13 protein-coding genes are annotated in these 15,761 nt (G+C 62.6%); 2 read left to right on the plus strand and 11 right to left on the minus strand.

The window, feature by feature from the left end; all coding sequences use genetic code 11:
* Window positions 1-177 precede the first annotated feature (177 nt).
* The 5 genes from pstB to ppk1 form a co-directional block, all read right to left on the minus strand.
* Window positions 178-954 (minus strand): phosphate ABC transporter ATP-binding protein PstB, encoded by a 777-nt coding sequence (gene pstB / locus DVB37_RS20955; protein WP_006221056.1) that lies wholly within the window; start codon window positions 952-954, stop codon window positions 178-180.
* A gap of 48 nt (window positions 955-1,002) precedes the next feature.
* The gene (gene pstA, locus DVB37_RS20960) at window positions 1,003-1,857 is read right to left on the minus strand and encodes a phosphate ABC transporter permease PstA (RefSeq protein WP_082134619.1); all 855 of its coding nucleotides are present in this window, start codon (window positions 1,855-1,857) and stop codon (window positions 1,003-1,005) included.
* Window positions 1,858-1,883: 26 nt separating this feature from the next.
* Window positions 1,884-2,900 carry a phosphate ABC transporter permease subunit PstC gene (pstC, locus tag DVB37_RS20965; RefSeq protein ID WP_046806883.1) on the minus strand — a complete coding sequence of 339 codons (1,017 nt, stop codon included), beginning with the start codon at window positions 2,898-2,900 and terminating at the stop codon, window positions 1,884-1,886.
* A 176-nt stretch (window positions 2,901-3,076) separates the two neighbouring features.
* The gene (gene pstS / locus DVB37_RS20970) at window positions 3,077-4,117 is read right to left on the minus strand and encodes a phosphate ABC transporter substrate-binding protein PstS (RefSeq protein WP_046806884.1); all 1,041 of its coding nucleotides are present in this window, start codon (window positions 4,115-4,117) and stop codon (window positions 3,077-3,079) included.
* A gap of 219 nt (window positions 4,118-4,336) precedes the next feature.
* Window positions 4,337-6,412 carry a polyphosphate kinase 1 gene (gene ppk1 / locus DVB37_RS20975; RefSeq protein ID WP_046806885.1) on the minus strand — a complete coding sequence of 692 codons (2,076 nt, stop codon included), beginning with the start codon at window positions 6,410-6,412 and terminating at the stop codon, window positions 4,337-4,339.
* A 223-nt stretch (window positions 6,413-6,635) separates the two neighbouring features.
* Here ppk1 and ppx point away from each other — a divergent pair, with 223 nt between their 5' ends.
* Window positions 6,636-8,123, plus strand: a complete 1,488-nt coding sequence (gene ppx, locus DVB37_RS20980) for an exopolyphosphatase (RefSeq protein ID WP_046806886.1) — start codon at window positions 6,636-6,638, stop codon at window positions 8,121-8,123.
* Window positions 8,124-8,300: 177 nt separating this feature from the next.
* On the opposite strand, the gene DVB37_RS20985 is transcribed toward ppx, so the two are convergent.
* The 5 genes from DVB37_RS20985 to DVB37_RS21005 form a co-directional block, all read right to left on the minus strand.
* Window positions 8,301-9,107, minus strand: coding sequence for a GNAT family N-acetyltransferase (locus DVB37_RS20985; protein ID WP_120156682.1), 807 nt, complete (start codon window positions 9,105-9,107; stop codon window positions 8,301-8,303).
* A gap of 215 nt (window positions 9,108-9,322) precedes the next feature.
* On the minus strand, window positions 9,323-10,666 hold the full coding sequence (gene glmM / locus DVB37_RS20990) for a phosphoglucosamine mutase (RefSeq protein ID WP_046806888.1): 1,344 nt from the start codon (window positions 10,664-10,666) through the stop codon (window positions 9,323-9,325).
* Window positions 10,663-11,508: a dihydropteroate synthase gene (gene folP, locus DVB37_RS20995; RefSeq protein ID WP_120156683.1), complete on the minus strand. Its 846-nt coding sequence runs from the start codon at window positions 11,506-11,508 to the stop codon at window positions 10,663-10,665. The genes glmM and folP overlap by 4 nt, the downstream gene beginning before the upstream one ends.
* An 18-nt stretch (window positions 11,509-11,526) precedes the next feature.
* Complete coding sequence (ftsH, locus tag DVB37_RS21000) at window positions 11,527-13,416, minus strand: ATP-dependent zinc metalloprotease FtsH (protein WP_104144535.1); 1,890 nt, start codon at window positions 13,414-13,416, stop codon at window positions 11,527-11,529.
* A 216-nt stretch (window positions 13,417-13,632) separates the two neighbouring features.
* Entirely contained in the window at window positions 13,633-14,265 is a 633-nt protein-coding gene (locus tag DVB37_RS21005) for an RlmE family RNA methyltransferase (protein WP_046806891.1), read from the minus strand.
* Window positions 14,266-14,283: 18 nt separating this feature from the next.
* On the opposite strand from DVB37_RS21005, the gene DVB37_RS21010 reads away from it, so the two are divergent.
* A complete protein-coding gene (locus DVB37_RS21010) occupies window positions 14,284-14,886 on the plus strand; it encodes a YhbY family RNA-binding protein (RefSeq protein ID WP_104144536.1) in 603 nt (200 codons plus the stop codon).
* A gap of 130 nt (window positions 14,887-15,016) precedes the next feature.
* Here DVB37_RS21010 and greA read toward each other — a convergent pair whose 3' ends face one another.
* Window positions 15,017-15,493, minus strand: a complete 477-nt coding sequence (gene greA / locus DVB37_RS21015; protein ID WP_006221068.1) for a transcription elongation factor GreA — start codon at window positions 15,491-15,493, stop codon at window positions 15,017-15,019.
* Window positions 15,494-15,761: the final 268 nt, after the last annotated feature.

The following is a 15,761-nucleotide window of genomic DNA, read 5'->3' on the forward strand; positions in this document are numbered from 1 at the left end:
CTATACCAGAATCCCGGCCCCCCGGGCGTAGACGCGCCGCGCGGTCGTGCGAACGTGGTCATGTCGCCCAAGACGATGCGCCCAAATAGAAATCGGCGCGCCATGAAGGCGCGCCGATTTTTTTATCCGCGCATCGGGCCAACGGTCGTTACGACAGGGCCCGCGCCGCAGCATCCATCAGCCGAAGCGGCCCGTGATGTAGTCCTCGGTTTCCTTGCGCGAGGGCTTCACGAAGATCTGGTCGGTCTGACCGAATTCCATGAGTTCGCCCAGGTACATGTAGGCGGTGTAGTCCGAGCAGCGCGCCGCCTGCTGCATGTTGTGCGTCACGATCACGACCGTGTAGTCGTTCTTCAGTTCGGCGATCAGCTCTTCGATCTTGGCGGTGGAAATCGGGTCCAGCGCCGAGCAGGGCTCGTCCAGCAGCAGCACTTCGGGCTTGATCGCCACGCCGCGCGCGATGCACAGGCGTTGTTGCTGGCCGCCCGACAGGCTGTTGCCGCTTTGATGCAGCTTGTCCTTCACTTCGTTCCACAGCGCGGCCTTGCTCAAGGCCCATTCCACGCGCTCGTCCATTTCGCCCTTGGACAGGCGCTCGAACAGGCGCACGCCGAACGCGATGTTGTCGTAGATGCTCATGGGAAACGGCGTGGGCTTCTGGAACACCATGCCGACCTTGGCGCGGATCAGCGAGATATCCGTCTTGGCCGTCAGCAGGTTCTCGCCGTCCAGGATGATTTCGCCTTCGGCGCGCTGGCCCGGGTACAGCTCGAACATGCGGTTGAACGTGCGCAACAGCGTGGACTTGCCGCAGCCCGACGGGCCGATGAAGGCGGTGACCTTCTTCTCCTGGATCGACATGTTTACATTGCGGATCGCATGGAACTTGCCGTAGTAGAAGTTCAGGTTCTTGACCTCGATCTTGTTCTTGACGGCGGTAGCGGTGTTTTCCATTTCTTTTCCCTTGGCTCCGGCGCGCCACGCGCGCCGGCAAAGCGATCTTTACTTGCGGAACATGTTGCGGGCAATGATGTTGATGCCCAGCACCAGTAGCGTAATCAGCGTGGCGCCGGCCCAGGCCAGGTCGTTCCAGTCCTTGAAGGGGCTGGCGGCGTATTGGTAGATGACGACGGGCAGGTTGGCCATCGGCGCGTTCATGTTGAACGACATGAACTGGTTGGACAGCGCCGTGAACAGCAGCGGCGCGGTCTCGCCGGAAATCCGGGCAATGGCCAGCAGCACGCCGGTGATGATGCCGGTCTTGGCGGCGCGATAGCACACCAGCGTGATCATGCGCCACTTGGGGCAGCCCAGCGCCGCCGCGGCTTCGCGCAGGCTGTTGGGCACCAGCAGCAGCATGTTGTCGGTGGTGCGCACCACCACCGGAATCACCAGGATGGACAAGGCCAGCGCGCCGGCCCAACCCGAGTAATGGCCCACCTGCGCCACGTACACGGCGTAGATGAACAAGCCGATGATGATGGACGGCGCCGACAGCAGCACGTCGTTCAAAAACCGCGTGGCAGGCGCCAGCCAGCCGCGCTGGCCGTATTCCGCCAGGTAGGTGCCGGCCAGGATGCCGACCGGCGTGCCGATCAGCGTGCCTACGCCCGCCATCACCACGCTGCCGAAGATGGCGTTGATCAGGCCACCGGTTTGCCCGGGCGGCGGCGTGATTTCGGTGAACAGCGTGTACGACAGCGCGGGCGCGCCCTTGGTCAGCAGCGTCAGGATGATCCAGAACAGCCAGAACAAGCCGAACACCAGCGTGCCCAGCGACACCGTCAGCATGATGCGGTTGAGGATGCGGCGGCGCCGGTAGACGCCATTCTGCATATTGAGTACGGAGACAGCCATGATCTTTTCCTTGTGCTCGCGGCGCGTCAGGTCTTACGGCCTTCGCCGGCGGAAAGGCGCACCAGCAGCACCTTGGCCAGGGCCAGCACGATGGTCGTGATCAAGAACAGGATCAAGCCCAGTTCCAGCAACGCCGACTTCTGAATGCCGCCTGCTTCGTTGAATTCATTGGCCAGCGCGGAAGCAATCGAGTTGCCCGGCGAGAACAGCGAGCCCGACCATTTGAACGCGTTGCCGATCACGAACGTCACGGCCATCGTCTCGCCCAGGGCGCGGCCCAGGCCCAGCATGATGCCGCCGATGACGCCCGACTTGGTGAAGGGCAGCACCACGCGCCACATCACTTCCCAGGTCGTGCTGCCCAGCCCGTAGGCCGATTCCTTCAGCATCGCGGGCACCAGCTCGAACACGTCGCGCATCACGGCGGCAATGAACGGGATGATCATGATCGACAGGATCAGGCCGGCGGTGAAGATGCCGATGCCGAAAGGCGGCCCGGCAAACAGCCCGCCGATGACGGGCACGTTGCCCAGCGTGGCGATCAGGAACGGCTGCACGTACTGCTGGAATACCGGCACGAAGACAAACAGTCCCCACATGCCGTAGATGATGGACGGAATGGCAGCCAACATTTCGACGGCGGTGCCCAGCGGGCGACGCAGCCAGGTCGGCGACAGTTCGGTCAGGAAGATGGCGATGCCGAACGAAACCGGCACGGCGATGATCAGGGCGATGGCCGACGTCAGCAAGGTGCCGATGATGGGCACCACGGCGCCGTAGTTCTGGTTGACCGGGTCCCAATCGTTAAGCCACAGGAACGACAAGCCGTATTTGGCCAGCGATTCGCGGCTGCCGTAGATCAGGGATACCAGAATCGCCGCCAGCAGGATGAACACCAGGAAGGCGAACAGGCGGGTCAGATTCTTGAACAGCGCATCCATCAGCGCGTTTTTATTTTGCTTCATAGGCGAAGGCGTGCCGGTAGTCACGGAGTCCGCCACGCTGGGCGAAAGCGGCACACTATTATCCATTACCGCGCTCATGGATGGACTTTCCTTAGATGACCTGGGTGGAAACGGGAACTGCTGGGGCGAGCCGCCCCGGGTCTCTTGGTGGCCAAGACTTCCGGGGCGGTCGCCATCGGGTCAAGCGTGTGGCAGGGAAGCGTCAGGCCGTGCCCAAGGCAGGTCAGACGCCAATCTTGCGCGCTGTCCCCGGTTTACTTCCAGACGGGGGTGCCGTCGGCGGACTTGACTTCGCCCCAGGCGGCGCGGATTTCCTTGGTCACGGCTTCCGGCAGCGGCACGTAGTCCATGGCTTCGGCCGACTTGGCGCCGTTCTTGAACGCCCAGTCAAAGAATTCCAACACGGCCTTGCCTTGCGCCGGCTTGGCTTGCGACTTGTGCACCAGGATGAACGTGGCGGCGGTAACGGGCCACGAATCGGCGCCCGGCTCGTCGGTCAGGACCACGCCCATGCCCGGCGCGCCCTTCCAGTCGGCGTTGGCGGCCGCGGCAGCGAACGCCTTTTGCTCGGGCTGGACGAACTTGCCGGCCTTGTTTTGCAGTTGCGTCCAGGCCAGCTTGTTTTGCTTGGCGTAGGCGTATTCCACATAGCCGATCGAGTTCTTCAGCTGGCCGACGTAGGCGGCGACGCCTTCGTTGCCCTTGCCACCCTGGCCGGTGGGCCACTTGACGGCCTTGCCTTCACCAACTTGCGACTTCCAGTCAGCCGACACCTTGGACAGGTAGTTGGTCCAGCCGAAGGTGGTGCCCGAGCCGTCCGAACGGTGCACGACGATGATGTCGGCCGACGGCAGCTTGACGTCCGGGTTCAGCGCCTTGATGGCGTTGTCGTCCCACTTCTTGATCTTGCCCAGGAAGATGTCGGCCAGCACGGCGCCCGACAGCTTCAGCTTGCCCGGTTCCACGCCGTCGATGTTCACGACGGCCACGGTGCCGCCGATCACGGCCGGGAATTGCAGCAGGCCGTTCTTTTCCAGGTCAGCCGCCTTCATGGGATCGTCCGAGGCGCCGAAATCGACGGTCTTGGCGATGATCTGCTGTTGGCCGCCGCCCGAACCGATCGACTGGTAGTTGATCGCGTTGTTGGTGGCTGCCTTGTAGTCCGACGCCCACTTGGCGTAGATCGGGTACGGGAACGATGCGCCCGCGCCGGTCACATCGGCGGCCTGGACGGCGAAAACGGCGGCGCTCAGCGCAACGCCCACGGAAACTTGTTTGAAGACACGTTTGAACATCAGGGTTCCTTCTGTGCTCGTTAAAGGAGTCTAGTCAGGCTTTTTCTAGTGCCTGTCTTTCAGCGACCCTCGCATCTTAGGGGCCCAACGTGACAAGATAGTGACAGTCACATACGCTTCATCAAGCGCTTTGCGCCCCGCTAAAAACGTCGCGGCCGCCCCGGAAATACCGGGGCGGCCGCGTTCGCTCACGCAAAGGCCCTGTGGTCGGAACGGACGCTACACGCCCAGCTTTTCAATCAGGTATTGATGCAGATTGAAGGGCTCGCGCCGGCTTTTTACCCGGGTGTAATCACCATCGGGCCGCTGCTGCCATGCCAATTGGTTATCGCGCAGCGCATAGGTGAACGCCTCGTCGATGACGCGTTTCTTTAACGCCTTGTCGTAGACCGGGAACGCGATTTCAACCCGGCGGAAGAAATTGCGGTCCATCCAGTCGGCCGACGACAGATACACCGTTTCCTCGCCGTCGGCGTAGAAATAGAAGACGCGGGAATGCTCCAGGAAGCGTCCCACAATGGACCGCACGCGGATATTCTCGGACAGCTCCGGCACGCCGGCCCGCAGCGCGCACACGCCCCGCACGATCAGGTCAATCTTCACGCCCGCCTGGCTGGCCTTGTAAAGCTCTTCGATGATCTGCTCTTCCAGCAGCGAATTCATCTTGGCCATGATGCGGGCGCGCTTGCCCGCCTTGGCCGCGCGGGCCTCTGCGCGTATCAGCGCCACCATCCCGTCGTGCATGGTGAAGGGCGATTGCATCAGCGCCTTCAGCGACCGTCGCGCGCCCAGGCCCGTCAGCTGCGCGAAGACCTTATCCATGTCCTCGCACAATTTCGGGTCGGCCGTCAGCAGGCCAAAGTCCGTGTACAGACGCGCGGTGCGCGGGTGGTAGTTGCCGGTGCCCAGGTGCGCATATCGGCGCAGGCGGCCTTTTTCGCGGCGCAGCACCACGGCCATCTTCGCGTGCGTTTTGTGGGCCACGACGCCATAGACCACATGCGCCCCCACCTCTTCCAGCTTGGACGCCCAGTTGATGTTGGTCTGCTCGTCAAAGCGCGCCATCAATTCCACCACCACCGTCACTTCCTTGCCGGCGCGCGCCGCCGCCAGCAGGATCTTCATCAGCTCGGAGTCTTCACCGGTGCGGTAGATGGTCTGCTTGATGGCCATGACGTCGGGGTCCAGCGCCGCCGCCGTCAGGAAATCAATGACCGGCTGAAACGACTGGTACGGGTGGTGCAGCAGGCGGTCCTGCTGGGCCACGGCGTCGAACAGGTCTTGTGGTTTGTCGCCCACCTTGTCAAAAGGCGCAGGCACGGGCGCGCGGTATTCCGGGAACAGCAGGTCGGGTCGCAGATCGGAATTGCACAGCTGCATCAGACGCGACAGGTTCACCGGCCCGGGCACGCGGTACGTGTCTTCGGCCTTTAGCGAGAATTCGCGCTGAAGAAAGGTCTCCAGTTCCACCGGCGTCAGTTTGTCGATTTCCAGGCGCACGGCGGCGCCGAAATTGCGTTGCGACAACTCGCCTTGCAGGGCGTGGCGCAGGTTGGTGACTTCTTCCTCGTCCACGAACAGGTCGCTGTTGCGGGTCACGCGCCATTGGTAGCAGCCCAGCATTTCCAGGCCGGGAAACAGTTCGCCCACGAAGGCGCGCAGCAGCGACGTCAGCAAGATGAAGCCTTCCGGATGGCCGGAGAGTTCGGGCGGCATCTTGATCAGGCGCGGTAGCGCGCGCGGCGCCTGCACCACGGCAATCGACGCCTGACGCCCGAAGGCGTCGGCGCCGGCCAGCGACACGATGAAATTCAGGCTCTTGTTGTAGACACGAGGAAACGGATGCGCCGGGTCCAGCCCGATGGGGGTCAGCAGCGGCATCACATCGCGGTTGAACACGTCGCGCGCCCATTGCTGCTGCTCGGCATTCCATTCGGACGCGTGATGCAGGGTGATGCCCTCGGACTGCATGGCCGGCAGGATGGCGTCGTTAAGCAGGTTGTATTGCCGCGCCACCAGCTCGTGCACGGCCTGCTGGACGTTTTCAAACGCCTGATCGGGCGTCATGCCATCAGGGCCGACCAGGTTCGGCGACTGGCGCTGCTGCTCTTTCAAGCTGGAAATCCGGATTTCAAAGAACTCGTCCAGGTTCGAGCTGACGATACACACGTACCGCAGGCGCTCCAGCAGCGGCGTTTTCGGATCTTCCGCCATCGCAAGCACGCGTTCGTTGAATTTGAGCAGCGACAACTCACGATTCATGAGCAAGGGCTCGCCGGGCGGGCGTGTGGGCATACCGGATTCCATACGTTGGGAACAGAGCGTGGAGTTTTACTGCAAAAGAGTGACGGTTCTATGACACAAGTGCAAAACCGTAGCGTACGTCAAATTCGGGACATATAGCGCAACCGGATTATTCGGCCAAGCCCATGATCCACAAGCGAAAACCCGAATCTCAAGGCACTGTCACATGGGGTCTCTATAATCAGGCCACCTCAAAGCCTATATTACGAGCCGCATGGATCAACTTCTGGCCGCGGTGGACCTCGGGTCCAACAGCTTTCGCCTCTCCATCGGACGCATCGTTCAACAGGACGGTACGCCCCAGATTTACCAGATCGATCGTCTCAAGGAAACCGTCCGGCTTGCCGCCGGCCTGGATGCCGAGAAACGCTTGGGCGACGACGCCATCGAGCGCGCCATCGCCGTCCTGGAGCGTTTTGGCGACCGCCTGCGCAGCTTCCACCCCAACCGGGTGCGCGCGGTTGCCACCAATACGTTTCGCGTCGCGCGCAACACGCGGGATTTCCTGCCGCGCGCGGAAGCCGCGCTTGGCTTTCCCATTGAAGTCATCGCCGGCCGTGAAGAAGCGCGCCTGATCTTCTCGGGCGTGGTCCACACCCTGCCCCCATCGCCCAACAAGCGCCTGGTCATCGACATTGGCGGCGGGTCCACCGAAGTCATCATCGGCAAGGGCCACGAGCCTGCCCTGATGTCCTCGTTGTACATGGGCTGCGTCAGCTACAGCCGCCAGTTTTTCTCGGATGGCGTTGTCGATGCGCACCAGATGAAGCAGGCCGAGCTGGCAGCGCGACGCGAAATCGAAGTCATCGCCAAGCAGTACCGCAAGATGGGCTGGAAAGAGGCCTATGGCTCGTCCGGCACCGCCAAGGCCCTGTTCGCCATCCTGACCGAAAGCCGCTTTTCCGATCGCGGCATCACGCGCGCCGGGCTAGCCAAGCTGAAAGACCGCATCGTGCGTTCGGGCCGCGTCATCCCGTCAGAGCTGCCGGGCATCAAGATCGAGCGTTCCGATGTGCTGCCCGGCGGGCTGGCCATCATGACCGCGCTGTTCGACGAGCTTGGCATCGACGTCATGCACACGGGTGACGGCGCATTGCGCCTGGGCGTGCTGTACGACCTGCTGGGCCGCGACGACGAGCACGACAAGCGCGACGAATCGGTACGCCAGTTCATGAAGCGCTATCACGTCGACGTCAACCAGGCGCGGCGCGTGCGCCACGCAGCGCTGACGCTGTTCGACGCCATGTTCCCCGAAGGCCCGGAACGCGCCGAACTTCGGCCGGCGTTGGGCTGGGCGGCTGACTTGCACGAAGTGGGCCTGTCGATCGCGCACAACGCGTATCACAAGCACACGGCGTACGTGCTTGAAAACGCCGACATGCCGGGCTTCTCGCGCGCCGACCAGCAGTTGCTGGCGCTACTGGCGCTGGGCCATCAAGGCAAGTTGACCAAGCTGGAACCGCTGATCCGCACGCGGCCGCAATGGAAAGCCATCCTGAGCCTGCGCCTGGCGGTATTGCTGTTCCGCCGCCGTGGCGAAATCGAACCGCTGCCGCTGACCGCGTCGGTGCGCGAAAACTCCATCGTGGTCCGGGTCAACCGGGAATGGCTGGCGCAACACCCCTTGAGCGACTTCACGCTACGTGCGGAAGAAGCCGAATGGAACAAGGTGGGCTTTTCGTTCGAAGTGCTGGAATTCTGACAGCGCAATTCCGGCGCGTTGGCAACAAAAAGGGCAATGGCGCTGGCGCCATTGCCCTTTTTTAAAACAAAGACAGATCCGTCTGACGGCGCAGCTGCTTGAGTTCAAGCCGCAAAGGCCGCGTGGCCCGCCGTATCAATCTGATTTTCATTCGGCGGAACAGGCGGCGCATGATGATCAGCGCTGGCCGTTCAGGGCCGCGGGCTGGTCCAGCCCGAAGTGGCGGCGATAGCGCTCGTCCATGCGCTCCATTTTCAGCAGCACCGGGAAGTCGGCGGCGTTGAAGTCCGGGTCCCAGGCGGGTTCGCCACAGACCTTGGCGCCCAGCTTCAGATACCCCTTGATCAGTGGCGGCACGCGGGCCGGCAGCGTGCTGTTCAGCTTTTCAACCGGGTAACGGTGCAGCGGGGTCACGTGGGGATCGCCGCCCTGGGGCAGTTGCGGCATGATCGTGCGCCACACTTCGGCGGCGGTCACACCGTCATCGCGCAGGCTGACGCTGGCGCAGCCCAGCACGTATTCGTAGCCGCCGCGTCGCAGGTATTCCGTCAGGCCGGACCACAGCAGCATGATCACCGCGCCGTTGCGGTAGTCGGAATGGGTGCACGAGCGGCCGACTTCAACCAGCTGGTCGCGAATCGGGCCCAGCCCGGAAAGATCGAACTCCGACTGCGCGTAGTAGCCGCCGGCTTCCCGCGCTTTTTCCGGCGTCAGGATGCGATAGGTGCCGACGACGCGGCCCGTATCCATTTCGCGCACCATCAGATGTTCGCAATAGGGGTCGAAGCGGTCATGCTCGATACCGTCATGCGCGTCGGGAAACACCGCGCCCATGTCCTCGGTGAAGACGTCGTAGCGCAGACGTTGGATCTGCTCGATTTCTTCAGCCGTGCGCGCCAGGCCTACCGCCAACACTTTCGGGGAGTTGCCCATCCAGGGTTCGGCGGGTTTACGGCTTGGGGTGGTGCGTGCTAATTCCAGCATTGCGCGTAGCTCCTAGAGAGTCCGGTCAGTTTGGACGCCCTGTATGTCAAAGACTTGACCAATATGTTACGTGACTATGAAGTTTAGTTCGGGGGAGATGGGTCAACTTTAGGCGAATCTCGACAAAACTTTACAATTGAATACCAAGCCCGAATGCAGAAAAGCCACCCACCGAGACTCGGTGGATGGCTTTTTCTAAAGCGGCTGGGCCGGGCTCAGGCCAGGCTGGCGGCGAGCTTCTCTGCGGAGGAAACGGCAAGGGATTCATCTTCAGCTTCGACCATCAGGCGAAGCTTCGGTTCAGTGCCCGATGCGCGGATCAGGATGCGGCCACGGCCGTTCAGTTCGGCCTCGACGGCGGCACGGGCGGCGGTCAGGCCAGGATGCGTTTTCCAGTCCTGGCCCGGGGTCAACGGCACATTGATCATCTTCTGCGGGTACATGCGCAGGTCGCGCACCCACTCGGCCATCGTCGTATTGCCGCGACGCAATGCGGTCAGCACCTGCAGGGCGGCGATAATGCCGTCGCCCGTGGAGTGGCAATCCAGGCACAGCAGGTGGCCCGAGCTTTCGCCGCCGTACTGCCAGCCGCGCGCCTGCATCTGTTCCAGCACGTAGCGGTCGCCCACGTTGGCGCGCTCGAAACCAACGCCCAGGCGCTGCATTTCGCGCTCGAAACCGAAGTTGGTCATCAGCGTGCCCACCACGCCGTCGACCTTGCCGCGCTGCATGCGCTCGCGGACGATGGCGTAAAGCAATTCGTCGCCGTTGTAGATGCGGCCTTCGCCATCAACCACTTGCAGACGGTCGGCGTCGCCATCCAGGGCAACGCCCAGATGCGCGCCACGCGCCTGCACTTCCTTGGCCAGGGACTCGGGGTGCAGCGCGCCCACGCCCTTGTTGATGTTGAAGCCGTCCGGATGCACGCCGATGGCATGCACTTCGGCGCCCAGTTCGCGGAACACATGGGGGGCGATGTTGTAGGCGGCGCCATGGGCGGCGTCTACCACGATCTTCATCCCGTTCAAGTCCAGGTCGTTGGGGAAGGTGCTCTTGCAGAATTCAATGTAGCGGCCCTGCGAGTCCGACATGCGGCGGGCGCGGCCCAGGCCTTCAGAGCTGACGCAGCCCAGCGGCTCGTCCAGCGCGGCTTCGATGGCGGCTTCGATTTCGTCCGGCAGCTTCATGCCCTGCGCCGAGAAAAACTTGATGCCGTTGTCCTGGTACGGATTGTGGGAAGCACTGATCACGATGCCGGCCACCAGGCGCAGCGCGCGGGTCAGGTACGCAACGGCCGGCGTCGGGATCGGGCCGGCCAGCAGCACGTCGATGCCCGCAGCCGACAAACCGGCTTCCAGCGCGGATTCCAGCATGTAGCCGGAAATGCGCGTGTCCTTGCCGATGACCACTTGCGGGCGGCTGCCGCCGCGTCCGGCGTGCTCGCGCGCCAGCACACGGCCGGCCGCATAACCCAGGCGCAGGGCGAACTCGGCATTGATGACCGGGCCGCCTACTTCACCGCGCACCCCATCGGTGCCGAAATACTTGCGTTGACTCATGAACTGATTGCTCCTTGTTCGGCCGCATGCCATACCTTAAGGGCATCAACGGTGGCGGCAACATCGTGCACACGCACGATGGAGGCGCCCCGCGACACGCAGGCAAGCGCTGCGGCGATGCTGCCGGGCAGCCGGTCGCCGACCGGTCGGCCCGTGGCCTGCCCGATCATGTTTTTACGCGACAGGCCGATCAGCAATGGATAGCCACCGCTGCGCAAGCTGGACAGCCGACGCAGCAACTGGAAATTCTGGTCTGCCGTCTTGCCGAAGCCGAAACCCGGGTCCAGCACGATACGGCGGGGGTCAACCCAGGCGGCACGCAGCTTCTGCGCGCGCGAACCTAGGAAAAGTCCGATTTCACCGATCAGGTCGGTGTATTCGGGGCGCGCGGCCTGCATGGTGCGAGGCTCGCCCTTCATGTGCATCACGCACAGCCCGCAGCGCGATTGCGCTACCGCCTCGATGGCGCCGGGCTGTCTGAAGCCATAGATGTCGTTGATCATGTCGGCCCCCGCATCGAGCGTGGCGCGCATGACTTCGGGCTTGAAGGTGTCGATGGACAGCGGCACGCCGCAATCTCGCAGGGCCTCGATCACGGGCAACAGCCTATCAAGCTCGTGCGTGATGGACACCGGGTCGGCGCCCGGCCGCGTCGATTCGCCGCCCAGGTCAAGGATCTGGGCGCCTTCTTCGATCAGTTGGCGCGCGTGCGCCACCGCGGAATCCGTATCGTCGTGCTGGCCGCCGTCGGAAAACGAGTCCGGCGTGACATTGACGATACCCATGACAAGCGGGCGCTCGAGATCAAACTCGAAGCGCCCGCAAAGGAAGTTATTTGCCATAACTCAGGACAAAAAACCTCAGACTGCTGCAGCCGTGCTGCCGCCAGCCGCCAGCCCGGTGCTGGGCGGCGTGTCCGTCGAGTCCGACGGACCTTGCGGCGTTTTCGGGGGACGCGGAGGACGGCCCTCGATGATGTCGTTGATCTGGTCGGCGTCGATGGTTTCCCATTCGAGCAGCGCGGCCGTCATGACTTCGACCTTGTCGCGATTGTCTTCCAGGATCTTGCGCGCGACTTGGTATTGCTCGTCGATGATGCGGCGGATCTCGGTGTCCACCTTCTGCATGGTGGCTTCGGACATGTGCGTCGTCTTGGTGACGCTGCGGCCCAGGAACACTTCGCCTTCGTTCTCGGCATAGACCATCGGGCCCAGCTCGTCCGTCATGCCGTAGCGGGTGACGATGTCGCGGGCGATGGCGGTGGCGCGTTCGAAGTCGTTCGAGGCGCCCGTCGTCATCTGGTCCATGAACAGTTCTTCGGCGATACGGCCACCGAACAGCACGGCGATGGTGGACAGCAAGCGGCCCTTGTCCATGCTGTAGCGGTCGGTTTCCGGCAACTGCATCGTCACGCCCAGCGCACGGCCACGCGGAATGATGGTGACCTTGTGGACCGGGTCAGTCTTGGGCAGCAGGCGGGCAACGATCGCGTGGCCGGACTCGTGGTACGCGGTGTTCTTGCGTTCCTCTTCGGGCATGACGATCGAGCGGCGCTCGGCGCCCATGATGATCTTGTCCTTGGCCTTTTCGAAGTCGGACATATCCACCGTGCGGCCATTGCGGCGGGCGGCGAACAGCGCGGCTTCGTTGACCAGGTTGGCCAGGTCGGCGCCCGAGAAACCGGGGCAGCCGCGCGCCAGGATGGTCGCGTCGACGTTAGGCGACAGCGGAACCTTGCGCATGTGGACTTTCAGGATCTGCTCGCGGCCACGGATATCGGGCAGCGGCACCACGACTTGACGGTCGAAACGGCCCGGACGCAGCAGCGCCGGATCAAGCACGTCGGGACGGTTGGTTGCGGCGATCACGATGACGCCCTGGCCGGATTCAAAGCCGTCCATTTCAACCAGCATCTGGTTCAGCGTTTGTTCGCGTTCGTCGTTGCCGCCACCCAGGCCGGCGCCGCGCTGACGGCCCACTGCATCGATTTCGTCGATGAAGATGATGCAAGGCGCGTGCTTCTTGGCGTTTTCGAACATGTCGCGGACACGGGCCGCGCCCACGCCGACGAACATTTCAACGAAGTCCGAACCCGAGATGCTGAAGAACGGTACCTTGGCTTCGCCGGCGATGGCCTTGGCCAGCAGCGTCTTGCCGGTACCCGGCGAGCCCACCATCAGCACGCCACGGGGAATGCGGCCGCCCAGCTTTTGGAACTTGCTGGGGTCGCGCAGGAAGTCGACCAGTTCCTGGACGTCTTCCTTGGCTTCATCGCAGCCGGCAACGTCGGCAAAGGTGATTTGATTGGTGTTTTCGTCGAGCATGCGAGCGCGCGATTTGCCGAAGCTGAAGGCTCCGCCCTTACCGCCGCCCTGCATCTGTCGCATGAAGAAAACCCATACGCCGATCAACAGCAGCATGGGGAACCACGACACGAAGATGCTCATCAGGAGCGATTGCTCTTCACGCGGCTTGCCTGAGACCTGGACGCCGTACTTCAGCAGATCGGAGACCATCCAGAGGTCGCCGGGCGAAGTCAGCGTATAGGCGCGGCCCGCGTCCGGGGTGACGTACAGCACGTCGCCCTGAACGTCGACCTTGCGGATACGTCCCGCCTTGGCGTCGTCCATGAACTGCGTGTAGGTCACGCCGTCCTGGGTCTGAGCGCGTCCGTCGAACTGTTTGAAGACGGTGAACAGCACCAGGGCTATCACCATCCAGACAGCGACTTTCGAAAATGAATTATTCAAGGTCGATCTCCTGCTTTCGATTCCGACCGGCAACCGCGCACCCGCATATGGCACAGTCACAAGTATGTCAATAGCCCATTCTACCCTGTTGGACCCGATTGCGTCCTGGGATCCCTGGGGTCCGTGTAGTTACGTCTGATTTGTCGTTATGGTGGTCGTTGTCTCGGCAAGCAGGTAAGTTCTTTGGGGTTCCAAGGCAGCATGCCCAGGCCCGGGTTACTTCAGATCGCGGGCAACCAGAAAGGTTTCCGAGGATTTATCCCGAGACGCCTTTGGTTTGCGCTCGACTACACGCTTGAAGTGCTGCTTGAAGGACTGCACGATCTGCGAAAAGCCGCTACCGTGGAAGGCCTTGACGATCAGCGCCCCATTGGGCTTGAGATGAGCGCGGGAAAACTCCATCGCCAGCTCGCACACATGCTGAATGCGCGCGGAGTCGGCACTACCCACGCCTGACAAGTTGGGGGCCATATCCGAGATTACAAGGTCTACGGCGCGAGATCCGACCATGTCTTCCAATTGTTTCAGAACGTCATCGTCGCGGAAGTCGCCCTGGATGAATTCCACCCCGGCCACCGGCTCCATGGGAAGCAGATCCAGCGCAATAATACGTCCGTCCACGACGCCGCCCGGCCCGGCCAGGCGCTCGCGCGCCACTTGGGACCAGCTGCCCGGGGCCGAGCCCAGGTCAATGACCAGGTCGCCCCGGCGCATCAGCTTTTCAGTGTCCAGGATCTCGATCAGCTTGAAGGCGGCACGGGCGCGATAGCCCTTCTGTTGCGCCAGCTTCACATAGGGATCGTTGATGTGCTGGTGAATCCAGTCTTTAGAGAATTTATTCTTGGCCATTACCGTACAATTCCACGCATGCCTATATTAGAACTTACCTCTCGTGAGCGCAGCGACCTTCGCTCCGCCGCTCACCCTCTGCGCCCCGTCGTCCTGATTGGCGACAATGGCCTGACCGAAGCCGTGCTCAAGGAAATCGACCTGGCACTGGCTTCTCATGGCCTCATCAAGGTACGCGCCGGCGGCGATGACCGCGAGGCCCGCGAGACCATGTTGTCGACGATCTGCGACACCCTGTCTTGCGCCCCGGTGCACCACCTGGGCAAGACCCTGATTCTGTTCCGCCCCCTGGCCGGCAACGTCAAGCCCGCCGCGCTGGCTGCTATGGAGCCCGTGGCTCCTGCCAAGCGCCGCGCTTCCGAACCCTACACGCCGAAGAAGCTGGCCGCCGAAGGCAAGAGCCTGGCCAAGCGTCCGCGCCGTAGCGAGTCCGAAGAGCCCAAGCCGGCCAAGGCCCGCTTCGTGCCGCAAGACCAGCTCAACAAGAACGGCAAGCCCATGCGCCCCAGCAACAAGCGGGCTACCGCCAGCGGCCACGGCATTCCCCGCCGCGCCGGCAGTGCGCTGAGCCTGCGGGCCGGAGCACGCAGCGGCACCAGCCGCAAGACAGCAAAAAAATAAGGCCGGGCACAAAAACGGGCGCTTTACGCGCCCGGTCCACCATAGCGATCCGCGTAGGTACCGCGGGCAGCCAGCCTAACGCAGGCTTCAAGCTATGGCGTTTTGACAGTGTACCGCCAAGGCGATCGCGTTAGATGTAACGCACGCCCAGAACTTCATATTCGCGAACGCCAGCCGGGGCCTTGACCTCGACCACGTCGCCTTCGCTTTTGCCGATCAGCGCACGCGCCACCGGGCTGGATACGGAAATCAGATTGGCCTTGATGTCGGCCTCGACGTCACCGACGATCTGGTACGTCACGCGGTCACCCGAATCCAGGTCTTCGATATCCACGGTAGCGCCAAACACGGCGCGGCCTTCGGCATCCAGCGAAGTCGGATCGATCAGGTGGGCGTTGGAAAGCGTGCCTTCAAGTTCGGCAATCCGGCCTTCGATAAAGCCTTGGCGCTCGCGAGCAGCGTCATATTCGGCGTTTTCCGACAGATCGCCCTGCGCTCGCGCTTCGGCGATGGCGTTGATAACGGCAGGACGTTCCACGGTTTTCAGCCGCTGGAGCTCTTCTTGCAAGCGCTCGGCCCCGCGCACGGTCAAAGGAATGGCAGACATGTCGTTTCCCAAACAAAAAGTAGAAAAACGCCCCGACGGAGCGTTCTCGGTGAAGGTCGTTACCGTGGCGCGCACCCGCTGTCGGTGCAAGATTTGACACGAAGCTAGCGGCGCGGACGACCAAAACAAAACCCCGGCTCGGGTCGGAACCGGGGCAATCAAAGTCATATTGTGGGCAAACTCCACCGGAATTGCAAGCCACCCCGGAAAACGTGCTTTTGCACGCATTTCGGGGCTGTAACCCGCCAAAAACGGCTATTTCGTCAAA

The organism is Achromobacter sp. B7, from assembly GCF_003600685.1.
GTDB lineage: Bacteria > Pseudomonadota > Gammaproteobacteria > Burkholderiales > Burkholderiaceae_B > Achromobacter > Achromobacter spanius_B.